Annotated in this window: 27 protein-coding genes; 13 read left to right on the plus strand and 14 right to left on the minus strand. The window is 66.7% G+C overall.

Annotation, left to right across the window (positions count from 1 at the left end; translation table 11 throughout):
• Position 1 precedes the first annotated feature (1 nt).
• Positions 2-421, plus strand: a complete 420-nt coding sequence (locus ACZ9YD_RS14990; protein WP_465076082.1) for a VOC family protein — start codon at positions 2-4, stop codon at positions 419-421.
• Between the two features lie 45 nt (positions 422-466).
• On the opposite strand, the gene ACZ9YD_RS14995 is transcribed toward ACZ9YD_RS14990, so the two are convergent.
• On the minus strand, positions 467-1618 hold the full coding sequence (locus ACZ9YD_RS14995) for a 5-(carboxyamino)imidazole ribonucleotide synthase (protein ID WP_465076083.1): 1152 nt from the start codon (positions 1616-1618) through the stop codon (positions 467-469).
• Positions 1615-2118, minus strand: a complete 504-nt coding sequence (purE, locus tag ACZ9YD_RS15000; RefSeq protein ID WP_465076084.1) for a 5-(carboxyamino)imidazole ribonucleotide mutase — start codon at positions 2116-2118, stop codon at positions 1615-1617. The genes ACZ9YD_RS14995 and purE overlap by 4 nt, the downstream gene beginning before the upstream one ends.
• 124 nt (positions 2119-2242) lie before the next feature.
• Here purE and ACZ9YD_RS15005 point away from each other — a divergent pair, with 124 nt between their 5' ends.
• The 3 genes from ACZ9YD_RS15005 (at position 2243) to ACZ9YD_RS15015 (ending at position 3900) form a co-directional block, all read left to right on the plus strand.
• Positions 2243-2512: a Trm112 family protein gene (locus ACZ9YD_RS15005; RefSeq protein WP_232137836.1), complete on the plus strand. Its 270-nt coding sequence runs from the start codon at positions 2243-2245 to the stop codon at positions 2510-2512.
• Positions 2509-3381: a carboxylating nicotinate-nucleotide diphosphorylase gene (gene nadC, locus ACZ9YD_RS15010; RefSeq protein WP_465076085.1), complete on the plus strand. Its 873-nt coding sequence runs from the start codon at positions 2509-2511 to the stop codon at positions 3379-3381. The genes ACZ9YD_RS15005 and nadC overlap by 4 nt, the downstream gene beginning before the upstream one ends.
• 177 nt (positions 3382-3558) lie before the next feature.
• Entirely contained in the window at positions 3559-3900 is a 342-nt protein-coding gene (locus tag ACZ9YD_RS15015) for a DUF3301 domain-containing protein (protein WP_465076086.1), read from the plus strand.
• A gap of 89 nt (positions 3901-3989) precedes the next feature.
• Here the strand turns inward: ACZ9YD_RS15015 and ACZ9YD_RS15020 are convergent, their stop codons facing one another.
• From ACZ9YD_RS15020 to ACZ9YD_RS15045, 6 genes are all read right to left on the minus strand, one after another.
• Positions 3990-4478 carry a ClpXP protease specificity-enhancing factor gene (locus ACZ9YD_RS15020; protein WP_465076087.1) on the minus strand — a complete coding sequence of 163 codons (489 nt, stop codon included), beginning with the start codon at positions 4476-4478 and terminating at the stop codon, positions 3990-3992.
• A 67-nt stretch (positions 4479-4545) separates the two neighbouring features.
• On the minus strand, positions 4546-5166 hold the full coding sequence (locus ACZ9YD_RS15025; protein WP_232137840.1) for a glutathione S-transferase N-terminal domain-containing protein: 621 nt from the start codon (positions 5164-5166) through the stop codon (positions 4546-4548).
• Between the two features lie 182 nt (positions 5167-5348).
• On the minus strand, positions 5349-6107 hold the full coding sequence (locus ACZ9YD_RS15030) for a cytochrome c1 (RefSeq protein ID WP_465076088.1): 759 nt from the start codon (positions 6105-6107) through the stop codon (positions 5349-5351).
• Entirely contained in the window at positions 6100-7359 is a 1260-nt protein-coding gene (locus tag ACZ9YD_RS15035; RefSeq protein WP_465076089.1) for a cytochrome b, read from the minus strand. The genes ACZ9YD_RS15030 and ACZ9YD_RS15035 overlap by 8 nt, the downstream gene beginning before the upstream one ends.
• The gene (gene petA, locus ACZ9YD_RS15040; RefSeq protein WP_465076246.1) at positions 7359-7994 is read right to left on the minus strand and encodes a ubiquinol-cytochrome c reductase iron-sulfur subunit; all 636 of its coding nucleotides are present in this window, start codon (positions 7992-7994) and stop codon (positions 7359-7361) included. The genes ACZ9YD_RS15035 and petA overlap by 1 nt, the downstream gene beginning before the upstream one ends.
• A gap of 158 nt (positions 7995-8152) precedes the next feature.
• Positions 8153-9121, minus strand: coding sequence for a lytic transglycosylase domain-containing protein (locus tag ACZ9YD_RS15045; protein ID WP_465076090.1), 969 nt, complete (start codon positions 9119-9121; stop codon positions 8153-8155).
• Positions 9122-9288: 167 nt separating this feature from the next.
• Between ACZ9YD_RS15045 and miaB the strand changes: the two genes are divergently transcribed.
• The 7 genes from miaB (at position 9289) to ACZ9YD_RS15080 (ending at position 17921) form a co-directional block, all read left to right on the plus strand.
• Positions 9289-10683 carry a tRNA (N6-isopentenyl adenosine(37)-C2)-methylthiotransferase MiaB gene (miaB, locus tag ACZ9YD_RS15050; RefSeq protein WP_465076091.1) on the plus strand — a complete coding sequence of 465 codons (1395 nt, stop codon included), beginning with the start codon at positions 9289-9291 and terminating at the stop codon, positions 10681-10683.
• A 168-nt stretch (positions 10684-10851) separates the two neighbouring features.
• Positions 10852-11838: a PhoH family protein gene (locus tag ACZ9YD_RS15055; RefSeq protein WP_465076092.1), complete on the plus strand. Its 987-nt coding sequence runs from the start codon at positions 10852-10854 to the stop codon at positions 11836-11838.
• Positions 11835-12323 carry an rRNA maturation RNase YbeY gene (gene ybeY, locus ACZ9YD_RS15060; protein WP_465076093.1) on the plus strand — a complete coding sequence of 163 codons (489 nt, stop codon included), beginning with the start codon at positions 11835-11837 and terminating at the stop codon, positions 12321-12323. The genes ACZ9YD_RS15055 and ybeY overlap by 4 nt, the downstream gene beginning before the upstream one ends.
• Positions 12324-12396: 73 nt before the next feature.
• Entirely contained in the window at positions 12397-13266 is an 870-nt protein-coding gene (locus tag ACZ9YD_RS15065) for an HlyC/CorC family transporter (RefSeq protein WP_465076094.1), read from the plus strand.
• The gene (locus ACZ9YD_RS15070; protein ID WP_465076095.1) at positions 13253-14488 is read left to right on the plus strand and encodes a lipoprotein N-acyltransferase Lnb domain-containing protein; all 1236 of its coding nucleotides are present in this window, start codon (positions 13253-13255) and stop codon (positions 14486-14488) included. Before ACZ9YD_RS15065 ends, ACZ9YD_RS15070 begins: the two co-directional genes overlap by 14 nt.
• A gap of 306 nt (positions 14489-14794) precedes the next feature.
• Positions 14795-16834 (plus strand): glycoside hydrolase family 97 protein, encoded by a 2040-nt coding sequence (locus ACZ9YD_RS15075; RefSeq protein WP_465076096.1) that lies wholly within the window; start codon positions 14795-14797, stop codon positions 16832-16834.
• 64 nt (positions 16835-16898) lie between these two features.
• Entirely contained in the window at positions 16899-17921 is a 1023-nt protein-coding gene (locus tag ACZ9YD_RS15080) for a magnesium and cobalt transport protein CorA (protein ID WP_465076097.1), read from the plus strand.
• 16 nt (positions 17922-17937) lie between these two features.
• Here the strand turns inward: ACZ9YD_RS15080 and ACZ9YD_RS15085 are convergent, their stop codons facing one another.
• The 4 genes from ACZ9YD_RS15085 to ACZ9YD_RS15100 are packed head-to-tail and all read right to left on the minus strand — an operon-like array spanning position 17938 to position 21554.
• Positions 17938-18573, minus strand: coding sequence for an exopolysaccharide biosynthesis protein (locus ACZ9YD_RS15085; RefSeq protein WP_465076098.1), 636 nt, complete (start codon positions 18571-18573; stop codon positions 17938-17940).
• 28 nt (positions 18574-18601) lie between these two features.
• Positions 18602-19609: an ArsA family ATPase gene (locus ACZ9YD_RS15090; RefSeq protein ID WP_465076099.1), complete on the minus strand. Its 1008-nt coding sequence runs from the start codon at positions 19607-19609 to the stop codon at positions 18602-18604.
• Complete coding sequence (locus ACZ9YD_RS15095; protein ID WP_465076100.1) at positions 19600-19881, minus strand: cory-CC-star protein; 282 nt, start codon at positions 19879-19881, stop codon at positions 19600-19602. Before ACZ9YD_RS15095 ends, ACZ9YD_RS15090 begins: the two co-directional genes overlap by 10 nt.
• Positions 19878-21554, minus strand: a complete 1677-nt coding sequence (locus ACZ9YD_RS15100; protein ID WP_465076101.1) for a carbon starvation CstA family protein — start codon at positions 21552-21554, stop codon at positions 19878-19880. The genes ACZ9YD_RS15095 and ACZ9YD_RS15100 overlap by 4 nt, the downstream gene beginning before the upstream one ends.
• 286 nt (positions 21555-21840) lie before the next feature.
• Between ACZ9YD_RS15100 and ACZ9YD_RS15105 the strand changes: the two genes are divergently transcribed.
• Positions 21841-23931: a carbon starvation CstA family protein gene (locus ACZ9YD_RS15105; RefSeq protein ID WP_465076102.1), complete on the plus strand. Its 2091-nt coding sequence runs from the start codon at positions 21841-21843 to the stop codon at positions 23929-23931.
• Positions 23932-23959: 28 nt separating this feature from the next.
• On the plus strand, positions 23960-24184 hold the full coding sequence (locus ACZ9YD_RS15110; RefSeq protein WP_465076103.1) for a YbdD/YjiX family protein: 225 nt from the start codon (positions 23960-23962) through the stop codon (positions 24182-24184).
• Positions 24185-24338: 154 nt separating this feature from the next.
• On the opposite strand, the gene ACZ9YD_RS15115 is transcribed toward ACZ9YD_RS15110, so the two are convergent.
• On the minus strand, positions 24339-24887 hold the full coding sequence (locus ACZ9YD_RS15115; RefSeq protein ID WP_465076104.1) for a GTP-binding protein: 549 nt from the start codon (positions 24885-24887) through the stop codon (positions 24339-24341).
• Positions 24880-25842 carry a hypothetical protein gene (locus ACZ9YD_RS15120; protein WP_465076105.1) on the minus strand — a complete coding sequence of 321 codons (963 nt, stop codon included), beginning with the start codon at positions 25840-25842 and terminating at the stop codon, positions 24880-24882. Before ACZ9YD_RS15120 ends, ACZ9YD_RS15115 begins: the two co-directional genes overlap by 8 nt.
• Positions 25843-25904: the final 62 nt, after the last annotated feature.

Genomic DNA, 25904 nt, shown 5'->3' on the forward strand with positions numbered 1-25904 from the left:
GATGCCCCCTCCCGCCGGTTCCACCATCATCCCCTGCCTGCGCTACGACGACGCCCCGCGCATGATCGACTGGCTGCGCGACGCCTTCGGCTTCGAGGCCCAGTCGGTCTACGCAGACGGTGACACCGTCCAACACGCGCAGCTGGTGTACGGCAGCGGCATGCTGATGCTCGGCTCGACGCAGCGGAGCAGCGAATGGGGCGATCTGATCACCCAGCCGCGCGACATCGGTGGCCGTACCACCCAGAGTCCCTGCGTCGTCGTCACCGATCCCGACGCGCACTACGCACGCGCCAAAGCCGCGGGCGCGGAGATCGTGCAGGACATCGCCGACCAGCCCTACGGCGGCCGCGGCTATTCCTGCCGCGATCCGGAAGGACACCTGTGGTGGTTCGGCAGCTACGACCCGTGGGCCGAGTGAGCGTCTGATCTCTCGGGAGCGCGCTTGCGCGCTCCGATGCAGCGATCAGCCTTCGCGCAGACGCGCCACGACCGGCGCGACCTGTGCCTGCCGGCCCAGTGCTTCGCCGACATCCGCCAGCCGCTGTGCGAGTGCCTCGGCCTCGTCGGCGCGCAACGTCGCGTGGCCGACCTTGCGACCGTCACGTGCCTGCTTGCCGTAGTCGTGCCAGTGTCCACCGGCCGCCGACAGCACCGGCGCGGCATCGGGCATCTCGCCGATCCAGTTGAGCATGCTGACCACGCCGCGCACGGCGGTATCGCCGAGCGGCAGACCGAGTACCGCACGCAGATGGTTCTGGAACTGCGAGGTCTCACTGCCTTCGATCGTCCAGTGCCCCGAGTTGTGCACGCGTGGCGCGAGTTCGTTGGCGAGCAGTTCGCCATCGCGGCAGAACAGCTCGAGCGCGAACACGCCGACATAGCCGAGGCGCTCGGCGATCGCGCGCGCATGCGACAGGGCCGTCGTGTGCAGCGACGCATCGACACGCGCGGGTGCCAGGCTCGCCGACAGCACGCCGTCGACATGCCAGTTCTCGGTCAGCGGCCAGGCGCGGAACTCGCCATCGCGACCGCGCACGGCGACCACGCTGAGTTCGCGCTGGAACGCAACGAAGCCTTCGAGAATCAATCCGACCGTGTCGGCCTGCGCACCGAGCGCGTCCCACGCGGCATCGACATCGGCCGGCGATTTGATCCGGAACTGGCCCTTGCCGTCGTAGCCCAGCCGCCGCGTCTTGAGGATGCACGGCGTACCGATACGCGCGACCGCCTCGTCGAGCTGCGCGCGCGTCGCCACGTCGGCGAAATCCGGCACCGGAATGTCGAGTTCGCGGAACAGCGTCTTCTCGGCGAGCCGGTCCTGGGTCAGCGCCAGCGCGCCGGGATTGGGAAACACCGGCACGCGTTCGGCGAGCCAGTGCGCGCTCTCGGCCGGCACGTTCTCGAAATCGAAGGTCGCGACGTCCACCTTGGCGGCGAACTCGGCCAGCGCTGCTTCATCGCGATAGTCGCCGACCAGCAGCGGGGCGAACTGCCCCGCGCAGGCGTCGTCGGCGGTGTCCATCACCAGGAAGCGCAGACCCAGCGGCGCGCCCGACAGCGCGAGCATGCGGGCGAGCTGGCCACCGCCGAGGATGCCGACCGTCGTCGCGCTCATCGACGCGGGTCGTCGTTGCCGGCGACGTCGTCGGTCTGACGCTGTCGGAACTCTGCGAGTGCAGCCGCGACCGCGGCGTCGTCGAACGCCAGCATCGCCGCGGCGAACAGCGCCGCATTGGCGGCGCCGGCATTGCCGATCGCGAACGTCGCCACCGGAATGCCGGCCGGCATCTGCACGATCGACAGCAGCGAGTCCATGCCGTTGAGCGCCTTCGACTGCACCGGCACGCCGAGCACGGGCACCGCGGTCTTCGAGGCCAGCATGCCCGGCAAATGCGCCGCGCCACCGGCGCCGGCGATGATCGCACGCAGGCCGCGCGACTGCGCGCTGGCGGCGTATTCGAACAGCACGTCGGGCGTGCGGTGCGCGGACACCACGCGGACTTCATGCGGGACGCCGAGCTGCTCGAGCTTCTGCGCGGCGTGCTGCATCGTGTCCCAGTCGGATCGCGATCCCATCACGATGCCGACCTTCGGCGGTACGGAACTGGCGGTCATTGGGGGTCCCCGGCCACAAAGACGCATTTTATCCGGCCCGGCGTCATCGTGCTTGCATGCCACGGCCGCGCATTACCGAATGCTACCCTTCCGGTCCGCTCCCGTCGCCCGTAAAAGACCGCCCATGGACCGCAAGCTGCTCGATATTCTCGTCTGTCCCGCCAGCCGCCAGCCGCTCGCGCTGCTCGACGCTGCAGGCCTCGACGCGCTCAATGCGGCCATTGCCGCGGGCTCGGCGCGACGCGAAGACGGCGCCGCGCAGGCCGGTCCGGTGCGCGAGGCGCTGATCACCCACGATCGCAAGCGCGTCTACCGCGTCGACGACGGCATTCCGGTGCTGCTGGTCGAGGAAGCCATCGGCACCGCACAGATCCCCGATTTCCCGAAAGCATGAGCGGAACCGACCGCTTCGCGATTCCGCACGCGGCGGTCGCGGCCAACGTCACAGCTGCGCTCGCCGAAGACATCGGCAGCGGCGACGTCACCGCGGCGCTGCTGCCCGATCACGACGACGTCGCCTACCTGCTGTGCAAGGAAGACGCCGTGGTCTGCGGACGTCCCTGGTTCGACGCCTGCCATCGCGCCCTCGATCCACACGTCCGCATCGACTGGCGCGTGGCCGAGGGTGATCGCGTCACCGCCGGCACTGTGCTCGCGACGCTGACAGGACGCGCCCGCACGCTGGTCAGCGCGGAACGCACCTCGCTCAATTTCATGCAGACGCTGAGCGCGACGGCGACCGTCACCGCGCACCACGTCGCCGCGGTGGCCGGCACCGGCACGCGCATCCTCGATACCCGCAAAACCCTGCCCGGCCTGCGGCTGGCGCAGAAGTACGCGGTGCGTGTCGGCGGTGGCCACAACCATCGCATCGGTCTCTACGACACGGTGATGCTCAAGGAAAATCACGTGCGCGCGGCCGGCGGCATCGCTGCAGCGGTCGAGGCGGCGCGGGCGCAATCGCCCGGACTGCCACTGGTGATCGAAGTGGAAACGCTGGACGAACTGCGCGCCGCGCTCGATGCCGGCTGCACCCGCGTGCTGATCGACGACTTCGATGCGCCCACGCGCCGAGAAGCCGTGCGGATCGCACACGCCGCGCCGTACGACGCACGCATTCCGCTGGAAGTCTCGGGCAGCGTCGACCTGGATGGCCTGCGCGCGATCGCCGAAGACGGCGTGGACTTCGTGTCGATCGGCGGACTCACCAAGCATGTCCGCGCGATCGATCTGTCGTTGAAACTCGGCCCGCCACCGGGCTAATCGCGCTCGCGCGTCGCAATCCGCTCGCGTGATGCCGCTTGACTGACGCCCTCACGTCACTGACCTTCTTACGCGCATGCCGAACGGCGACCCTCCAGACGCACGGATCGCAGGCCGCAACACGGCATTGCCACATCCACACTTGTATCCGGCATCCGCCGCCGCCACAGTTCGCGCATGCCCGACTTTCCGACAATGATCTTCGCGATGCTGGCCGCGTTCGCCGCATTCCTGTGGTGGAGCGGTGCGCGTGCGGCTGCCGAGCGCGCCGGTCAGCTCGGGCGTGATGCCTGCGAGCGTGCCGGGGTGCAATGGCTCGACCAGGCCGTACACGCGCACTCGATGCGCCTGCGCCGCGGCGACGACGGACGTCTGCGTGTCGAGCGCAGTTTCCGTTTCGAGTATTCGGAGGATGGCGTGCAGCGCCACATCGGACACCTGGTATTGCGGGGCGAGCAGCTCGTCGCCTTCAGTGGCCCGACCCGCCCGCAGCCCGTGCCGATCCACTGGACCAACTGAGATCGAAGCGCACGGTCATCGCCATGAAGCGTTTGACGCTCTTACGTTCTGACGCAATCACATCCTGACGTCTTGACGGCCCTCGCCGCCTACTTGACGACCCGCAGATGGCCGCGACGCGGCTCCGGCGGCGTATCGCCATCGGGCGGATCATCGGGACGTTCGCCGCCGCCGTTGCCATCGTCTTCGAGCGAATGCAGCGAAGGTGCGCTGTCCTCGGCATCGTCGCGCGGCTCGCCCGAGCCGACGATCTCTTCCGGCAGCGCCATGCCCTGCCCGGTCTCTCGCGCATAGATCGCAAGCACCGCGCCCACCGGCACCATCACCGATTGGCTGACACCGCCGAACCGCGCGGAGAACCGCACGCTGTCGTTGTCCATTTCCAGCCGGCCGACGGCGCGGTCGGCGACGTTGAGGACGATGCGCCCATCCTTGACCGCATGCGCCGGCACGCGCACGCCGGGCTGCCGCGCATCGACAAGGATGTGCGGCGTCATGCCGTTGTCGGCGATCCATTCGTAGAGCGCCCGCAGCAGGTACGGGCGATGGCTGGTCATCGGGGGCGTGCTGTCCGTCATGCGCGACAGTTTAGCGGCTCGCGCCGTCGTTCAGATGTGCACGGCTGAACAGCCGGGCAGCCGGCGTTCAATCAGGCAGCGCGCGCAACTGCCGCTCTTGCGGCGTGAGGCTGCGGACGAAGCCGGGGCTGCGGAAGATCCGGTTGCCGTAGTCTTCGATCGCCTTGGCGCCATCCTTGGGCAGCGGGATGTCGAGCGCCTGCAGGCGCCAGACGATCGGCGCGACCGCGCAATCCGCAAGGCTCATTTCCGCATTGAGAAAGAACTTGCTGGCCTTGAACAGGGGCACGGCCGAGGTCACCAGCTCCTTCAAGCGCTTGCGGCCGCTTTCGGCCTGCGCCTTGTTGCCCATCTGGATGGCCTGCACCTGCGGCACCCAATCGTGCTCGATGCGCAGCATCGCCAGGCGCAGGCGCGCGCGCGACAGCGGATCGACCGGCATCAGCGGCGGATGCGGGTAGCGCTCGTCGAGATACTCGCTGACCACGCTCGCGGCGTAGAGCACCAGCTCGCGTTCGACCAGCGTCGGCACCGAGTGGTAGGGGTTGAGGTCGATCAGATCCTCGGGCGGATTCTGCGCATCCACCGGGACCATGTCGTAGTTCACGCCCTTGGCGGCCAGCACCAGGCGCGCTCGATGACAGAGCACATCGTCGACAGAAGAAAACAGCGTCAGCACGTTTCGCATGGATGCACTCACGGCCGTCGCCCGGCCTGTCCGGAGGCTGGAGTCCGCCAGCCCGGTGACGCCGACTGCTGCTCGCAGACGGTTGTCGCGGTTTCCCGAGTCTCGCATTTACGTGAGCCGGACGGCAATGGGCCGGTCGGCACGCGGAAACTGTCCCCGGCACGCGCCGGGGACGGGATCGATCAGTGGACGTCGCGCCAGTATTCCTGCTTCAGCAACCACGCCAGGAACGTCAGCAGGGTCAGGAACAGCAGCACCCAGACGCCGAGCTGCTGGCGCTTGAGCGCAGCCGGCTCGCCGACGTATTCGAGGAACGTGGTGATGTCGCGGACGGTCTGGTCGAACTGGCGCGCGTCCTGGCTGCCGGGCGTGCCCAGCTCCAGATGCGCGACCACCGGTTCGCCGGTGTCGTCCACCTCGCCGTGCACCGGACGCTGCAGGCCCTGCATTTCCCACAGCGGATTGGGCATCGAGGCGTTCGGGAACAGCATGTTGTTCCAGCCCAGCGGACGCGATTCGTCGAGGTAGAACGACTTGAGATAGGTGTAGACCCAGTCGCTGCCGCGCACGCGGGTGATCAGGCTGAGATCCGGAGGCGCCTGGCCGAACCACTGCGCCGCGTGCTCGGCGGGCATCGACGACTCGATGTGTTCGCCGTAGGCGGCGCCGGTAAGGTTGAGGTTGTTCATCACCTCGTCCTCGGTCAGCCCCAGATCCTCGGCCATACGCGAGTAGCGCATGAACTTCAGCGAGTGGCAGCCGGCGCAGTAGTTCATGTACAGCTGTGCGCCGCGCTGCAGCGAGGCCCGGTCGCCGATGTCGGTACCGGCCTGCTCGACCGGTCCGCCAGCGGCAGCGAGCGCGCCGAACGACAGCAACAGGCCCGCAGCGGCGGTGGCGATGCGCGCGAAGAACTTGCGGGCGAAGGCGTGGTCAGTCATGCATCGTCACCCGGTCCGGAACTGCCTTGGTCCGGTCGAGCTTGGTCCAGACCGGCATCGTGATGAAGAACGCGAAGTAGAGGAAGGTCAGCACGCGACCGATGATCGTCTCGACCGGATCGGTACCGGGACCGGCGCCGATCTTGCCCAGCCAGATGAAGCACACGACCAGCATGGCGAGCATGATCTTGGTGATCGGGCCACGGTAGCGGTGCGAACGCACCTTGCAGCGGTCCAGCCACGGCACCAGGAACAGGATCGCGATCGCGCCGAACATCACCAGCACGCCGCTGAGCTTGTGCGGCACCACGCGCAACATCGCGTAGTAAGGCGTGTAGTACCAGACCGGCTTGATGTGCTCGGGCGTCACCAGGCGGTTGGCCTCGGTGAAGTTGTCGTGCTCGAGGAACCAGCCGCCGAACGCGGGCGCGAAGAAGATGATGAAGGCCGCGATGATCAGGAAGAAACAGACGTAGAAACCGTCCTTCACCGAGTAGTACGGGTGGAACGGAATGCCGTCGGACGGTGCGGTCGGCGACCAGCGGTTGCCCTTCGGGCCGTACTTGATCTCGACGCCATCCGGGTTGTTCGAGCCCACTTCATGCAGCGCGCCCAGATGCAGTACCACCAGTAGCAGCAGCACCAGCGGCAGCGCGATGACGTGCAGGGCGAAGAAGCGGTTGAGCGTGGCGTCGCTGGGCAGGTAGTCGCCCATGATCCACTCGGTCAGGCCACTGCCGATCACCGGAATCGCGCCGAACAGCGAAATGATGACCTTCGCGCCCCAGAACGACATCTGGCCCCATGGCAGCACGTAGCCGAGGAAGGCTTCGGCCATCAGCACCAGATAGATCAGCATGCCCAGGATCCACACCAGCTCGCGCGGCTTCTTGTAACTGCCGTACATCAGGCCGCGGAACATGTGGATGTAGACCACGATGAAGAACAGCGACGCACCGGTGGAGTGCATGTAGCGGATCAGCCAGCCCCACTCCACGTCGCGCATGATGTATTCGACCGAGGCGAAGGCTTCCGTCGCGCTCGGCTTGTAGTGCATCGTCAGGAAGATGCCGGTCAGGATCTGGTTGACCAGCACCACCAGTGACAGCACGCCGAAGATGTACCAGATGTTGAAGTTCTTCGGCGCGTAGTACTCGGTCATGTGCTTGCGGTACATCGGCATCAGAGCCGGTGCCCGCTCGGTGACCCAGTTGAAGACGCCGTTGGCGCCGCGGACGAGGACGTTGGCCATCAGGCGGCTCCCTGCGGATCGACGCCGATGACGAGCGTGTTGTCGTCGGCGTAATAGTGCGGCGGCACGAGCAGGTTCGTCGGCGCGGGCACGCCGTCATACACGCGGCCGGCCATGTCGAACTTCGACTTGTGGCAGGGGCAGAAATAACCGCCCTTCCAGTTGGCGTCGAACGGCTCGGGCCGGATTTCGGCGACCATCTCCGGCGAGCACCCCAGATGCGTGCACAGGCCGACCAGCACGGAGATGTCCGCCTTGATCGACCGCAGCTCGGGATTGGCCTCCAGCACATACGCCGGCTGCTGGTCCGGATTCCCGGATTCGGGATCCTTGAGCATGCCGTCGAGCGTCGGCAGCGCCTCGAGGATCGCCTTGGAACGCTTGACGATCCAGATCGGCTGCCCGCGCCACTCGGCGACCAGGCGCTGGCCTTCCTGCAGCGCACTGATGTCCACGGTCACCGGTGCACCGGCGAGCTTGGCCCGTGCGCTGGGATTCCATGACTTGATGAACGGAATCGCGGTCACACCCGCGCCCACCGCTCCCACGACGAGCGTGCTCGCGGTCAGAAACCGGCGCCGCCCCTCATTGACTGGACCATCCCCAACAGGTCCTCTCACCGCTTCATCGACCATCCGGTACCCCGCCCTCTTTCGGTAGCTGTTGCGTACTGGCTGCCACGGACCGTTTCGCCCAAGTCGGACGGATGGCCGCATATATAGAGAGGCCCGAGTGTAGCGGAACCCTGAATCGACCGACAATCGATTTGCGAATGCCGTGGGCATTCACCGGCTCAGCGGCTGGCAAGTTGGCCGCGATAGCGGTCGGCCAGCGTGCCGACGCGGACCACATAACGCTGGGTCTCGGCGTACGGCGGCACCCCGCCGTGGCGCTGCACGGCGCCTTCGCCGGCGTTGTAACCCGCGGCGGCGAGGGTCAGATCGCCGTTGAAGCGCTTCAGCAGCCAGGCGAGGTACTCGACGCCGCCGCGGATGTTCTGTTCGGGGTCGAAGGCATTGACGACGCCGAAGCGGGCCGCTGTAGCGGGCATCAGCTGCATCAGACCCTGCGCGCCGGCGCGCGACAGCGCGTTGGGATTGAACGCGGACTCGGCATGCATGATGGCGCGCACGATTGCCTCGTCGACGCCGAACTCGCGCGCCGCGCGCGCGACCTCGTCGCGGTAGGCGTTCTCGTTGAGACGCACGCTGCCGAAATTCACCCCTGGCGCGGCGCCGCAGGCATAGCAGGTCTCGAAAAAGCTGTACCGGATCGTGCGGACCGCGGCGACCTGCGCGCCACCGGCCGGCCGGCTGCTGCTGTAGTGGCGCACGCCGTCCTTCACATACGAATAGACCTGCCCCTGCTGCAATCGACGCTGTTGGCTGCCCTGCTGCGCCCTGGGTGCCGTCATCGGCGTCGGCGTTGCGGTGGTGGCCGCGACCGGCCTCATCGACGCGGTGGCGGACACCGGTGCAGATGCAGGCGAACCGCCCATGAAAGTGGCAGGCGCACCGCTGTCGACGTTCGAAGGTGCAGTGGATGGCGTGGCCGGTGCGGGGGCCGGGCGCGATGCCCGTGCGCCGCTGGACCGCGGCGCACTGGGCGCGCTGCTGACGGCCCGGCAGCTGGCGCCGCTGACACGCTTGCTGACGTACTGCGGGATGCCGTCGCCGGAATCGCAGCGATACAAGGTACTGCCGGCAACCGGAAAGGCCGCCAGCAGACCGAGTGTCGCGATGAGTCCCCATCCCCGTTTCACGAGGCGGAGTGTCCGATGTTCGGCGACGGTTGCCAAGTGCTTGATTGTGAAAGTCCGCGCTGTTGATGCGGCGCGCCCGTCCGGACGCCTGCCGGGCGCTTCCCGGTACACTGCCCGCCCCTTTACAGCCATCCGGCCCGGACTCAACGCCGCGCCCCGGAAACGCCATGACCGACACCGCTTCCTACGCCGGCGACACGCTCGCCGCCGCGCCTGCCATTCCGCCGCGTGGAAAACTTTTCATCCAGACCCACGGGTGCCAGATGAACGAGTACGACTCGGCCAAGATGGCCGACGTGCTCGCCGCCAGCGACGGCCTGGAGCTGACAGACAATGTCGAGGAGGCCGATGTCGTCCTCGTCAACACCTGCTCGATCCGCGAGAAGGCGCAGGAGAAGGTGTTCAGCCAGCTCGGCCGCTGGAAGGCGCTCAAGAAGGACGGCAAGCCGGTGCTGATCGGCGTCGGCGGCTGCGTCGCATCGCAGGAAGGCGAGGCGATCGTCAAGCGCGCGCCCTACGTGGATCTGGTGTTCGGCCCGCAGACCCTGCATCGCCTGCCCGAGCTGATCCGCGCCAAGCGCGAGACCGGCCTGCCGCAGGTCGACATCAGCTTTCCCGAGATCGAGAAGTTCGACCGCCTGCCCGAGCCGCGCGCCGAAGGGCCGAGCGCGTTCGTGTCGATCATGGAGGGCTGCTCGAAGTACTGCTCGTTCTGCGTAGTGCCCTACACGCGCGGCGAGGAAGTCAGCCGGCCGTTCGAGGACGTGCTGGTCGAGGTCGTACAACTCGCCGGCCAGGGCGTCCGCGAGATCAATCTGCTGGGCCAGAACGTCAACGCCTATCGCGGACCGATGGGCGACGGCGAGGTCGCAGACCTCGGTCTGCTGATCCGCACCATTGCCGAGATCGATGGCGTCGACCGCATCCGCTTCACCACCTCGCATCCGCTGGAGTTCTCCGACTCGCTGGTCGAGGCCTACCGCGACGTGCCGCAGCTGGCGAACTACCTGCATCTGCCGGTGCAGGCCGGCAGCGACCGGATCCTGTCGGCAATGAAACGCGGCTACACCGCGCTCGAGTTCAAACAGAAGATCCGCAAGCTCCGCGCGGTGCGTCCCGACATCTCGATCAGCTCGGATTTCATCGTCGGTTTCCCTGGCGAGACCGACGCCGATTTCGAAAAGACCATGAAGCTGATCGAGGACGTCGGCTTCGACCAGTCGTTCTCCTTCATCTACTCTCGCCGTCCCGGCACGCCGGCCTCGGATCTCGAGGATTCGGTGACGCAGGAGGAAAAGCACGCGCGCCTGTCGCGCCTGCAGGCGCACATCAATGCGTACGCGGCCGGCATCTCCGAACGCATGGTCGGCAGCGTGCAGACCGTGCTGGTCGAAGGCCCGTCGCGCAAGGATCCGGCCGAACTCACCGGCAAGACCGAGAACATGCGCTCGGTGAACTTCCCGGCCCCGGCGCGGTTGATCGGCCAGTTCGTCGATGTCGAGATCACCGCGGCGCTGAGCAATTCGCTGCGTGGGCGGATTGTGGTGCGCGACGCCGTTTGATCAGCCCGCGATACCGGCTGTGATCAGTCGCGTGCCGCCGTCAGGACTGGGGTCGGCTGAAATCCGCGGACCCGCCCCAACCCGCTCCGGAGTCCGGCGGCGGGCTCTGAAGCGTTCCGCTGACGAATTCCACATCGGCTTTCCAACACCGTCGCTAGAATCCGCGCCATGACCAACGCCCTCCCCGAACGCACCTTCCTGCTCGAGCCTGCGGACTCCGAGCGCCTGTCCAATCTTGCCGGTCCCTTCGATGGCCACCTGCGCCAGATCGAATTGCGGCTGGGCGTGGAAATCGCCAACCGCGGCAATATCTTCCGCATCACCGGACGCGACGAGGCGATGCTCGACCGGACCGAGAAGCTGCTCAAGGCGCTGTATGCCGAAAGCGAGGGCGAGGTGCTCGACAGCCACGCGATCAACCTGCGGCTGAGTCCGGCGAACGTGGAAGAGGACTACACGCCGCAGGAAGTGTCGGTGCGGGTCAAGCGCGGCACGATCCGCGGCCGCGGTGCGAACCAGGCCAAGTACCTGCACAAGATCACTGGCCACGACATCAATTTCGGTGTCGGCCCAGCCGGTACCGGCAAGACCTTCCTCGCGGTCGCGATGGCGGTCGAAGCGCTCAACGAGGCCAAGGTCCAGCGCCTGATCCTGGTGCGGCCCGCGGTCGAGGCCGGCGAGAAGCTCGGCTTTTTGCCCGGTGATCTGACCCAGAAGGTCGATCCCTACCTGCGCCCGCTCTACGACGCGCTGTACGAAATGCTCGGCGTGGAAAAAGTGGCCAAGCTGCTGGAACGCAACGTCATCGAGATCGCGCCGCTGGCCTATATGCGCGGCCGCACGCTCAATGATGCGTTCGTGATCCTCGACGAGGCGCAGAACACCACGATCGAACAGATGAAGATGTTCCTGACCCGTCTCGGCTTCGGCTCGACCGCGGTCGTAACCGGCGATCTCACCCAGATCGATCTCCCCAAGCACGTGAAGTCCGGACTGCGCGATGCGATCGAAGTGCTGCACGAGGTCGAAGGCGTGAGCTTCACGTTCTTCGAAGCGCGCGACGTGGTGCGCCATCCCCTGGTCGCCCGCATCGTCACCGCCTACGAGCGCCGCGATGCGTCCGATACGGTCCCTGCTCCGGCAGCGCGCGCATGACCAAAGGCCCCACCCGCCTCGACGTCGCGATCGGCTACGCCTTGCCGCGCAAAGGTCTGCCGGCCGCGACGAGCTTCCGCAAGTGGTCGGCAGCCGCGTTGGCCGGTCGCATCCGCGAGGCGGATCTGGCGATCCGGATTGTCGACGAGGACGAGGGCCGCGCGCTCAACCGTCATTACCGCGGCAAGGACTACGCGACCAACGTGCTGAGCTTCCCGGCGGACCTGCCGGAAGGCCTGCCCGAGGGCGTGCACCTGCCGCTGCTTGGCGATCTGGTGCTGTGCGCACCGGTGGTCGCGCGCGAGGCCACCGAACAGGCCAAATCCTTGAACGCGCACTACGCGCACCTCACCGTCCACGGCGTGCTGCACCTGCTTGGCTGGGACCACGAGGACGACAAGGACGCCGTAGCGATGGAGCAGCTGGAGCGCGAGATCCTCGCGGGCCTGGGGATCGATGATCCCTACGCAGGCGAGACGCGCTGACAGGCGCCTCCACGGTGGCCTGATAGACTGCCGCCAATGCCCTTCCGGGCGATTTGCGAACAAGCACCACGCCATGTCCGAGGACGACAGTCGACCTTCCCCCGCTTCCGAACCCCAGGAGCGCCGCCGCGGCTGGCTTGAGCGCCTGAGCTCGGCGATCTCCGGCGAGCCGAGCAACCGCGAGGACCTCGTGGAACTGCTCCGCGATACCCACGCAGACGGCCTGATCGATGCCGACACGCTGCGCATGTTCGAAGGTGCGTTGGGCATCTCCAGCAAGACGGTCGGCGACGTGATGGTGCCGCGCGCGCAGATGGTCGCGTTGCCGGCGGATGCACCGTTCCTCGAACTGATGAAGCAGGTGGTCGACTCCGGTCACTCGCGATTCCCGGTGCATGGCGACGACAAGGACGAGATCCTCGGCATCCTGCTGGCCAAGGATCTGCTGCGCGGCGTGGTCGCCGACAACGGACCCGGCTCGATCCACGAGTTGCTGCGTCCGGCGGTGCTGATTCCCGAATCCAAGAAGCTCAACGTGCTGCTGCGCGAGTTCCGTCTGTCGCGCAACCATATGGCCATCGTTATCGACGAGTACGGCGGCGTGGGCGGCCTGGTGACGATTGAAGACGTGCTCGAGGAAATCGTCGGCGAGATCGACGACGAACACGATGATGCCGAAGACCCCAATGCGTTGATCTCGGCCCAGGCCGATGGTCAGTTCGCCGTCAGCGCGCTGACGCCGATCTCCGACTTCAACGAACGGTTCGGTGCCGATTTCGACGATGCCGAATACGACACCATCGGCGGCCTGATCACCGGCGCGATCGGGCACCTGCCCGAGGTTGGCGAGGAACTGACGCTCGGCCGCTTCGTGTTCCGGGTGACCGATGCCGACTCGCGGCGCCTGCACGCGCTGCACGTCAGCGTGCATGCCGACGTCTGATCCGCTGCGCGGGCCGACGCGCGTGTTTGCACGCGCGTGGGTCCTGCTGCTGTGCCTGGCCCTCTGGCCGCTGCTGGCAGTCGCGCAGGACGGTGGGGTGCCGCGCATCGGTGTGGCGACGATGCAACCGGGCGACGTGTTCTTCGAACGCTTCGGCCACAACGCCCTCGTCGTCGACGATCCGGCCCTGCCGGAACCGCTGTCGTACAACTTCGGGTTCTTCGATCCGAACGAGCCGGATTTTGTGCCGCGCTTCATCCGCGGCGACATGCGTTACATGCTGGCCGCCTTGCCGCTCGCCGACGATCTCGCCTACTACCGCGATGTCGGTCGCGGCGTGTCGATCCAGTGGCTGGATCTCGATCCGGCACAGGCGCGGGAACTTGCCGGCGCACTGGCCGAAAACGCGAAGCCCGAAAACGCGCACTACCGCTACGACTACTTCACCGACAACTGCTCCACGCGCGTGCGGGATGCGATCGATACTGCACTCGATGGTGCCTTGCGTGGTCAGCTGCAGGGCCGCTCGCGCGGCAATACCTATCGCGGCGACGCGGTGCGACTGGCGTCGCCAGCGCTGTGGATGTGGCTCGGCTTCGACATCGGCCTGGGGCCGTCCGCCGATCGACCGAATGCCTTGTGGGAAGACGCCTTCGTGCCGATGCGACTGGCCGATGCGCTGCGCAGCGCGCGCAACGTCGATGGTCGCCCGCTGGTGTCGGGCGAACAGATCATCGTGCCGCATACCCAGGCGCCGGAACCCGCCGAGCGCGCACGCCTGCTGTGGCCTTGGCTGGCGGCCGGTCTCGCGCTGGGCGCTGCGATCCTGGTGGCCGGCCGATTCGCACCGCGTGCGGTGGCGGCGATTGCCCTGCCGTTCTGGACGCTGAGTGCCCTGCTCGGCGGCGTGATGCTGTTCCTGTGGCTGGGGAGCGAGCACGTCTTCGCCTGGCGCAACCACAACCTGCTGCTGTTCAACCCGCTGTGCCTGCTGTTGCTTGCCGGCGGCTGGCGCATCGCGCGCGGGCGCGCACCTGGCGCACTGTTCGGCTGGATGCTATCCATTGTGGTGGTGTGCGGCATCGTTGCGCTCTTCCTGCACTGGCTGCCGGTGCTGCCGCAGCGCAATGCGGCGTGGCTGTCGGTGTTGATGCCGGTGCATGTGGGCTTGTTCTGGGTCTTGCGGCGGCCGACGAAGCAGCTGAAGACCCTGCGTTCTTGATCGTCGTCCCGGCGTCTCTCAACAGACGGATGTCCGGTCGGCCCGAAACGCCTCTCGTCAGCGCGTAGCGCTGGTGATCCAGTGACTTCAGACCCGATAGCGACGGCTCGAACGAAGTCGCTGGATTCCGGCGTTCGCCGGAACGACGGGGCTGCGCGTCGGTGACGTGAGTTCGATCACTGCGCCATTCGCAATGGTGTCGTAGGCACAAACGCTTTGCATACGTATGCACCCGAACCACGCGGAATCCGCGTGCAAGAATCCGGACGCACGCATGACTGACCGCGTCTGGGAGGGCGCCGCACGATGTCGAACCGTCTTGCCGGATTACTGGCCGCGCTGTTGCCGCTCGCCACCCTCGCCGCAGGCGCTGCGGAATCGCGCACAAGCGCGCGTGTCGCGTCGCCGGATGCGCGCATCACCGTCGAGGTCACGACCGACAACGAGGGCCGCGCCAGCTACGCCGTCAGTCGCAACGGCCGCCCGGTCATCGCACCGTCGCGTCTGGGCCTGATGTTCACCGACACGCGCAAGTTCGAGCGCAATCTGGCGATCGTCGATCAGCACACGCAAACGCACGACGAACGCTGGGAGCAGCCCTGGGGCGAGCGCCGGCAGATGCGCGACCACCACAACGCGCTGCGGGTCACGCTGGCTGAAACCGCGGGGCCGAAGCGTCGTTTCGACGTCGTGTTCCGCGTGTTCGACGACGGTATCGGCTTCCGCTACGACATTCCGAAGCAGCCCGGGCTCGACCGCCTGTCGATCGCCGAGGAGCTGACCGAGTTCGACATCGCCAATGCCGCGACCGCGTGGTGGATACCCGCGTTCGAATGGAATCGCGAGGAATACATCTACCACCGCACGCCGGTCGAGCAGGTCGGCCAGGCGCAGACGCCGATCACGCTGCGCATGGATGACGGCCTGCACCTGTCGATCCACGAAGCCGCGCTGGTCGACTACTCGGGCATGAATCTGGCGCGCATCGACGGTCGCCGCTTCCGCGCGGCGCTGACGCCGGGCATCGGCGCGGCGAAGGTGGAGGTCACGACCCCGTTCGCCACGCCGTGGCGCACGATCCAGATCAGTGATCGCGCGGGCGGTCTGGTCGAATCGGGCCTGATCCTCAACCTCAACGCGCCCAATGCACTCGGCGACGTGTCGTGGGTGCGGCCGATGAAGTACGTCGGCATCTGGTGGGAGATGCATCTCGACCGCAAGACCTGGGCATCCGGGCCCAAGCACGGCGCAACCACCGCGCACGCGATCCGGCACATCGATTTCGCGGCGGAGAACGGCTTCGGTGGCGTGCTGGTCGAGGGCTGGAACGTCGGCTGGGACGGCGACTGGTTCGGCAATGGTGAGACCTTCAGCTTCACCCGGCCCTACCCCGATTTCGACATCGAAGCGGTAACCCGCCATGCGCGAGACAAGGGCGTGACCCTGATCGGCCACCACGAAACCTCCGGTCACGCCGCGCATTACGAATCACAGCTCGACGATGCAATGGCGCTCTACGGACGCCTCGGCGTGCAGGCGGTCAAGACCGGGTACGTCGCCGACGCGGGCCAGGCGAAGGTGCTCGGTGAGGACGGCGCGCTGCATTACGCCTGGCACGAAGGCCAAGCGATGGTGCGCCACCACCAGAAGGTGGTCGAGGCCGCGGCGGCGCAGCACATCAGCGTCAATCCGCACGAACCGGTCAAGGACACCGGCCTGCGCCGCACGTATCCGAATCTGGTCACGCGCGAAGGCGCGCGTGGCATGGAATACAACGCCTGGGGCCAGCCGGGCAATCCACCGGAACACGAGGCGACGCTGGTGTACACGCGCCTGCTCGCCGGGCCGATGGACTTCACCCCGGGCATCTTCGGCATGGACACCAAAACCGGCACGCCGATGGCGACGACGCTGGCCAAGCAGCTGGCGCTGTACGTGGTGATCTACAGCCCGTTGCAGATGGCGGCGGATCTGCTCGAACACTACGAATCGCGGCCCGAAGCCTTCCAGTTCGTCCGCGATGTCCCGGTGGACTGGGAGGAAACGCGCGCGCTCGATGGCGCGGTCGGCGAGTTCGCGGTCATCGCGCGCCGCGAACGTGGTGGCGACGACTGGTATCTGGGCGCAGTGACCGACGACACCGCGCGCACGGTCGCGTTGCCGCTGGATTTCCTCGACCCGGCTCGCCGCTACACCGCGCAGATCTACCGCGATGGCGACGGCGCGGGCTGGCGCACCGACCGGCATGCGATCGCGATCGAATCGCGCGAAGTGGGCGCTGGTGACACGCTGTCCATCGCGATGGCATCGGGCGGTGGCCAGGCAGTGCGCTTCGTCGCGCATTGACCTGTCAGCGCGCTTGCACGCATAGGTGCTTGTCCGCGCGCGCCCACTGACGGACGATGGCGCGATGCAGACCCCAACCGATCCGGCGCCCGCCTCAGCGCCTAGTGCCGTCAATCCAGCCTGCGTCGTCAACTGCGCTGTCTACAGCCCCGAGGGCAAGCGTGACATCCTGCTCGACGACATCAGCGACGTGCTCGCCGTCGACGACGGCTGCTTCGTCTGGATCGGACTGTTCGAGCCGGAAGCCGATGTGCTGGCGCAGCTGCAGGCCGAGTTCTGCCTGCACGATCTCGCGATCGAGGACGCCGGCAAGGCGCACCAGCGGCCGAAGATCGAGGCCTACGGCGATTCGCTGTTCATCGTGGCCAACACCGCGCAGGCCATCGACGAGCGCATCGCCTATGGCGAGACGCACATCTTCCTCGGCGCGCGCTATCTGGTGACCGTGCGCCACGGCGCGTCGCTGTCGTATGCACCGGCGCGGCAGCGCATCGAACGCGAACCCGAACTGATGGCGATGGGCGCGCCGGCGGCGCTGTACGCGGTGCTGGATGCGATCGTCGACAACTACCTGCCGATCGTCGACGACTTCAAGTCGACGCTCAATGCGCTCGAGCAGGACATCATCAGCGAGCAGTTCCATCGCGGCATCGTGATCCGGCTCTACCAGCTCAAGCGCGAGCTGACCTACATGCGCGTCGCGGTGACGCCGCTGCAGGACGTGCTCTCGCAGCTGGTGCGCAGCAGCAGCCCGCTGATTCCGAGCGAAGCCAAGCTCTACATCCGCGACGTGCTCGACCACTCGGTACGCATCAACGAGACCATCGACGCGATCCGCGACATCCTCGGCACCGCGCTGGGCGTCAACCAGGCGCTGGTGACGCTGACCCAGGGCGAGATCGTCAAAAAGCTCGGTGCCTGGGCCGCCCTGCTCGCCGCGCCGACGCTGATCACCAGCTGGTACGGCATGAACTTCCACGACATGCCCGAACTCGACGAGCGCTACGCGTATCCGCTGCTGGTCGGCGGCGTGGGCGTGGTGATGGTCGTGCTCTACCGGATGTTCAAGAAGGCGCGCTGGCTGTAACCGCGCGCCTGTGCACTCAGGCCGGCCAGAACCGCACGATCAGTTCGCGGATCGCCAGACCGCCGCCACCGATCAGGATCGCGAAATAGACCATCGCCAGCAGGTTGGCGACATGGCCCAGTAGGACCATCAGACCGTCGCGCTGCAACAAGCCGATCGCCAGGCACATCAGCGCGACGCCGGGAATCGTGTTGCTGAAGGGAATGAAGCCGAACGGCGCCATCAGCAGCACTGCGCCGAGCACCAGCGCGCTGTCGTTGATCAGCCCCATCGCACGACCATCGGTCAGCCGCGACAGGCGACCCGGTCGGGTGATGCGTTCCAGCCGACGCACCCATTTGAGACCGGTATCGAGTGCGCTGCGCAGACGACCCGCAGGCACCCTGCGACGCCGCACCGCGCCAGGCAGCCAAAGTGCGCGCCCCGCCATGCGGGCGAAACCGATCAACACGATCACTGCGCCGAACACGGTGCTGACGCCCGGGATCGACACCGGAATCAGGAACACCAAGGTCAGCAGGATCACCAGCAGCAACATGCCCTGGGTACCGAGCTCGTCGACCAGCGGGCCGAGCTGGACGTCACCGTCGGGCAACCGCGCGATGAGAGTCTGGATCTGCTCGCGCAGTGAAGCGTTGTCGGGTGGAGTCACATCAAATCACCAGCGGTCGGGCCGGTGATCATGCCACCGCTTGTGCGGGTTGAAGCCGACTCCCGAACGCATCCAGCGCTTCGATACCCACGACGTCACTGCCCAACAACGGCAACTCCTCTTTGGGCAATCCCGGCAGCGCGTCCTGCAGCGTCTGCAGATGCACGGCTTCCTGCGCGTGACGACCGGCCAGGAACGCGCCCGCTTCGACCGGCGAGCGCTTGTTGACGACCAGTCCGGCCACATCGATGCCCGCGCGCGCGAGCTGCGCGTGCAGCTCGATGGTTTCCAGTACCGGCAACCGCTCGGCCGCCAGCACGATGAAGAACGCGGTCCGCGCGCGATCGGCAAGCACGCTGCGCAGGTGTTCGAACCGGTGCCGGCGCCGCTGCAACATGCTCCGGATTGCCTGGTCCCGCTCCCCGGGCGCATCCACCGGCGCCTGTCCGCCGAGTGCGCGCGCACCGATGCCTTCGTCACGCCCAAGATTGCGGATGGCCGCGCCGAAACGCTCGCTGCGGGACTGGCGCTGCAGCAGGCCTTCGGTCCACGCACCGAGCATTTCCGGCAGCGCCATCAGGCGTGCGGTGTGTCCCGATGGCGCGGTGTCGAACACCAGCAGGTCGTAGTCCGACAGACCGTCATGGACCAGTTCGGCGATGCGTTCCAGCAACGCGGCTTCGTGCATGCCGGGCGCGTCCTGCGACAGCGACAGATGCTTGTCCACCTCGCCCGCCAGGTGCGGCGGCATCAGCCGCCGCAGGGCACCGCCGACCTGCTCGAGGTGCGCGGCGACGGTCGCATCGGGATCGATCTCGACCGCGTCCAGACCCTGCAGCAACGCCTGCGGCTGCGCGCCGACCCGGCATTGCCACAGATGTCCCAGGTTGTGCGCGGGATCGGTGGACACCAGCAGCACCCGACGCCCTGCCCGCGCCTGCGACAGGGCAAGCGCGGAGGCCACCGAGGTCTTGCCCACCCCACCCTTGCCGCCGACAAATACGACCCGGCGCTCAGCTGCGACGCTCAGCAGCATGAAACATGGTCCAGCGGCGAGCGCTCCAATCCCATGCGGCGATGCCAGTCATGGAACTTCTCGTACATCGCCGGCATCAGTTCCAGGGTGTAGAACGTCGCCGGATTGGGCACGCCGAGCGACTCGGAGAACACCATCAGCATGAACAGGTCTTCCTCGTCCCGCTGCGCCCGGGCGAACGTGCGCCGGTACGGCGCCATGTAGAACTCGCGCAGGCCCGCCGACAGGCGAGCAAACGCGGTGGGCGCACCGGGCTCGCCCGCATCGGTCATGCGTTTTCGCGACCGGTCAGGTCGCGCTGTTCGCGGCCCTGGCGCATCGCCACCGCCGCCTCGAACGCGACCCACACCGCGGCGATCAGGATCACGATGTCCATGGCGAGGAGCAGCCACTTGCCGTCGTTGTAGAACGTGCCCAGCTGCACGACCAGCGCGTACACCGACATGATCATCAGGAACACCATCGGGATGCCGGTCAGCCAGGCGTTGCGGCCCTTGCGGATCAGGATCACGGTGATGATCGCCAGCGTCAGCGCCGCAAGTAGCTGGTTGGTGGTGCCGAACAACGGCCAGATCACCATGCCACCGCTGCCACCGCTGCCGGCGCCGAACGCCAGCGCCAGACACACGACCAGTGCAATCACGGTGCCCAGCATCGTGCCGACCTTGAAGCCGGCCAGCTCGGCCGCTTCCTGCACGACGAAGCGCTGCAGGCGCAGGCCGGTATCCATCGTGGTCGCGGCGAACAGGATCGCCATCGTCGCCAGCAGCGTGGAACCGAGGTTGGCTGGCAGGCCCAGGCCGGCGGTGATCAGGGCTTCACCACCGTTGACGAACGCGGTGACGTTGCCGCTGCCGAAGCTGCTGTAGACCGTCTGCCAGTCGACCAGCGTCGCGAAGCCCGCGGTGCAGCAGATGATCGCCGCCAGTGACAGCATGCCCTCACCGACCGCGCCGAAGTAGCCGACGAAACGCGCGTCGGTTTCCTTGTCGAGCTGCTTGGACGTGGTGCCGGACGCGACCATGCCGTGGAAGCCGGAGATCGCGCCGCAGGCGATGGTAACGAACAGCAGCGGGACGATGCTCGGGGTGCCCGCGGGCACCGCGGTGTTGAAGGCCGGCGCCACGATCGTCGGCGAGGCGATCAGGACCGCGGCGTAGAGGATGCCCAGGCCGACGAACAGCTGCAGGCCGTTGATGTAGTCACGCGGCTGCAGCAGCACCCAGACCGGGAGCAGCGAGGCGATGCCGGCGTAGAGGAACAGCAGAACGATCCAGGTCGAGTTCGCACTCATGCCCAGCACGGTCTCGGGCAGCACGATCGGATACATGCTGCCGAGCCAGATCAGCGCGTACAGCACCGCGACGCCGATGATCGACGGCCACAGCAGGCCCATCTTGAACCGGTAGATGGCCTGGCCGATCACCAGTGCGACCAGAATCGCGCCCCAGACCGGGATCACCGACGTCGGCGTGGAAACCAGCAGGTTGGAGATCACCACCGCGAACGCGGCATTGACCATCAACAGCAGCAGGAAGATCACCACCAGGAACAGGTTGCGACCACGGCGGCCGATGTAGCTGCCGCTGAGCATGCCCATCGACTTGCCCTTGTGGCGGACGCTGGCCCACAGCGCACCGAAGTCGTGCATGCCGGCGAAGAACACCGTACCGAACACGACCCACAGGAAGGCGGGGCCCCAGCCCCAGATCACCGCGATGGCGGGACCGACGATCGGCGCCGCACCGGCGACCGAGGTGAAGTGGTGGCCCCACAGCACGAACTTGTTGGTGGGAACGTAGTCGACGCCATCTCGCAGCGTGTGCGCGGGCGTCTTGAAATCCGCGTCGAGCCGATAGATTTTCTCGGCGATGAATTTCGAATAGAAGAAGTAGCCGAGCGCCATGATCGTGAGCCCGACGACCAGCAAAATGATCGCATTCATCGTTGAAGATTTCCCCTGCACTGCTGCGGTAGAAGCACCGCTGTGCCACAAGGATCGCCGCTGGGGCGCGCGGAGGGAACCCCGAAAGGCCGATATCGCCCAGCGCTACGACTAAAGTCTGACGTCGCCGCACGATGGGGAGCGACGAGCGTATGTGCTTGTTTTCAGAAGAATCACCGCGACAGCGCGGTATATAACAAGCGTCGCTTGCTGGCAGCACGCGAACTCCCCGTTGACGGTTTCCTTCGGCAGCGCGACGCTTCGCGCCATCTCCCGAGGGTTGCCCATGAACAGTCCGATCAAGCATGCCCTCTGGGGCGCGGTGGCCCTGTTGGGCGCAGGTTGCATGGGCGTCGTCGCCTTGCGCCAGGGCGAGCAGATCAGCGCGCTGTGGATCGTGGTCGCGGCGGTATCGATCTATCTCGTCGCCTATCGCTACTACAGCCTTTTCATTGCCGACAAGGTGCTGGGCCTCGACCCACGCCGGGCGACGCCAGCGCACGTCAACAACGACGGCCTGGACTACGTACCGACCAATAAGAATGTGCTGTTCGGCCACCACTTCGCCGCGATCGCGGGCGCCGGCCCGCTGGTCGGCCCGGTGCTGGCCGCGCAGATGGGCTACCTGCCCGGCATGCTGTGGCTGATCGTCGGCGTGGTGCTGGCCGGCGCGGTGCAGGACTTCATGGTCCTCTTCATTTCCACCCGCAGGAACGGCCGCTCGCTCGGCGATCTGGTGCGTGAGGAGATGGGCCAGGTGGCCGGCACGATCACGCTGTTCGGCGCCTTCATGATCATGATCATCATCCTCGCGGTGCTGGCGATGATCGTCGTCAAGGCACTGGCCGAAAGCCCGTGGGGCATGTTCACCGTCATCGCGACGATGCCCATTGCGATCTTCATGGGCGTCTACATGCGTTACATCCGTCCGGGCAAGATCGGCGAGATCTCGGTGGTCGGCATCGCGCTGCTGCTGTTCGCGATCTGGTTCGGCGGACAGGTCGGCGCGCACCCCACCTGGGGTCCGGCGTTCACCTTCACGGCCGTCCAGATCACCTGGATGCTGATCGGTTACGGCTTCGTCGCCGCGGTGCTGCCGGTGTGGCTGCTGCTCGCGCCGCGCGACTACCTGTCGACGTTCCTCAAGATCGGCGTGATCGTCGCGCTGGCCATCGGCATCGTCATCGCCAGCCCGGAAGTCACCTCGCTGAAGATGCCCGCGCTGACCGAGTTCGCCAGCACCGGCGACGGACCGGTGTTCAAGGGCGGCCTGTTCCCGTTCCTGTTCATCACCATCGCATGCGGCGCCGTGTCCGGTTTCCATGCGCTGATCTCGTCCGGCACCACGCCCAAGCTGCTGGCCAACGAAACCCATGCCCGCTATATCGGCTACGGCGGCATGCTGATGGAATCGTTCGTCGCCATCATGGCGCTGGTCGCGGCCTCGATCCTCGATCCGGGCATCTACTTCGCGATGAACAGCCCCGCTGCCGTGCTCGGCACCGATGTGCAGAGCGCCGCCGCCGCGGTCAGCCAGATGGGCTTCGTGATCTCGCCGGAGGTGCTCGAACAGACTGCGCGCGACATCGGCGAAAATTCGATCATCTCGCGCGCCGGTGGCGCGCCGACGCTCGCAGTGGGCATCGCGATCATCCTGCATGACGCGATGCCGGGCGGCGACAACATGATGGCGTTCTGGTACCACTTCGCGATCCTGTTCGAAGCGCTCTTCATCCTGACGGCGGTGGATGCGGGCACGCGCGCCGGTCGCTTCATGCTGCAGGACCTGCTGGGCAACTTCATCCCGGTGCTGCGCAAGACCGAGTCGTGGAGCGCCAACCTGATCGGCACCGCCGGATGCGTCGCACTGTGGGGTTACTTCCTCTACCAGGGCGTCATGGATCCGCTGGGCGGCATCAACACGCTGTGGCCGCTGTTCGGCATCGCCAACCAGATGCTCGCCGGCATCGCATTGATGCTGTGCACGGTCGTGCTGTTCAAGATGAAGAAGGAGCGCTACGCGTGGGTCACCGTGGTGCCGGCGATCTGGTTGCTGATCTGCACGACCTATGCCGGCCTGATCAAGCTGTTCGACCCGAAGCCGGCGCTCGGCTTCCTCGCCCAGTCGCGCCATTACCAGACCGCGATCAACAACGGCGAACTGCTGGGCGCGGCGAAGACCGTCGGCCAGATGCGCCAGGTGGTCATCAACGGCTACGTCAACGCGGGCCTGACGATCCTGTTCCTGTTCGTGGTGTTCAGCGTGCTGTTCTTCGCGATCCGCTCGATCCTGCGCGCGCGGCGCACCGCGGTGCCGACCGTCAAGGAATCGCCGTACGTCGAACTGACCCCCGAACAACAGCAGGCGTGGTTGTGATGCGCGCCATTGCGCAGGTGCGCCGGTAATGGCCGGCGCGCTGGTTCCGGTCGAATACTTCGCCGCGCACAAGCGTGTGTGGCGACGGGTCGTGCAGACCGCGCGCTTGTGCTGCGGTGTCCCGGACTACGACAACTACGTCCGCCACATCCTCGAGAAGCACCCGGACCGCGAACCGATGGACTACAAGACGTTCTTCCGCGAACGTCAGGAAGCCCGCTTCGGCGGGCGCAGCGGATTCCGCTGCTGCTGAGCACACGGAACGCGCCTTGATGGCGCGTTTTTTTGCGCAACGACACGTGCGTCGATGACCCAGACACGGCACACGCGGCGCCCGCGGATCGGCGCGCGGCGTGGGGCGACGGCCGCCTCCCGCGCAGACGCACCGAGGCCGGCGCGCTCGAGTATCAGCTGTCCGACAGGGTCGTCGCGTACTGGTAGGACAGTAGAGTCTTGATCAGGAAATCGACCTGCACCGAGTCACGCGCGTCGACACGCATGACCGGCAAGCGGTGCCCCAAGGCCAGCAGCGCGTCGCGGAACACCGGCAGGGTGAAATTGGCACTGAGATCGGTCCGGGTCACGCCGACCGCGAAACATGCCTGCGGCGCGAGCGCCCGGAACCGACGGAGCAACAGGTCGGCACTCGCCACGCGATCCGCATGCTGGGCATTGACCAGCACGATGATGCCCAGTGCGCCCTCGGCGACCATGGGCCACATGAAGTCCAGGTACTGCTGACCCGGCACACCGTAGACGTGCAGCAGGTCGCCGCTGTCGAGTTCGATCGAGCTGTAGTCGAGTGCGACGGTGGTGTGTGTCTTGTCCGACGTGACGTCGTCGCTGATCGGCATTTCCGTGCTGATCGGCTCCTGATCGGAGATCGAGCGGATCGCGGTGGTCTTGCCTGCACCCATGTCGCCGACAAAGACCAGTTTGGTGGTGACGCTAGCCACGATTACCTCCGAAATGCAGTCCGAACCGGCGCGCGACGCGTGTCAGGAACCCTCGCTCCGCGGCGGGCACCGGCACGTCCTCGGCGCGACCGGACACGCCGACGGTAGCCGTGGACGCCAACCCGCTGTGATGCATTGCCGCGAAAATGCGTTCGATCTCGACAACCGGCAGGCCGCACGCCTGTGCCAGCGCGACGCAGGACCATGCCCGTTGCAGCAGACAGCTCATCGGGAGCAACCAGACGTCAGGCAGGACCCCGGTCTCGACATCCGGCCAGGCGGACAGACCGATCCTGCGCATGCGCGGAAAGTCACCGACAGGCGATCTCGCCGTCACCGCGATCTGCCAGACGACCGATTCGAGCGGCTTGGCGGCAGCGAAATTTGCACGGTCGACATCGAACGCCTGCCGTGTCCGCCAATCGACGCGCCAGCCTGTTTGCGTCGCCGATGCCGCCAGTGCTGCGGCACCCACACCGTGCGCGGGATACAGGGTGCCGCAGCTTCGATCCACCGCCACGCGCATGCCCTGCAGGGCGAGCACCGCCACGTCGCCATCCGCGCCAGATGCCATGTCGAGCAAACGCCCGCCGCCGGACGGCGCGATCGGTGTGTTGCCTGAAGGCAGCGCTTCTTCGATGAGGATTGCGCGCAGCTGATCGAACAACTCGCGCACGGTCGCGCCGTGTTGCAGGATGCCCGGCGCGTGGCCAGGCGTACGTGCGATGCGCACGATCGCCACGCCGCTGCGCGTGCCCGCATCGATCGCCACCAGGCCCGCAGCGTCGTCCATGCCGGCCACAAGCACGCGCACGCCCGCTGCCGGCCATGGATGAAGTTCGGCTTCCAGCCGGTCCGACATCAACAGCGAACACGCGACCCGCAAGCGGGTCATGTGCAGCAGGTCGAGGCCCGCATAGGCGATGCGCGCGTGCGTGTAGCTGGGCGTGGTCATGGAATCCAGGGCTGACTGCCCGGCAGGTGCAGCGAAGTCGCTTGGTGCGTGCCGGGCGAACC

This window comes from Luteimonas sp. AC640a, from assembly GCF_979256585.1.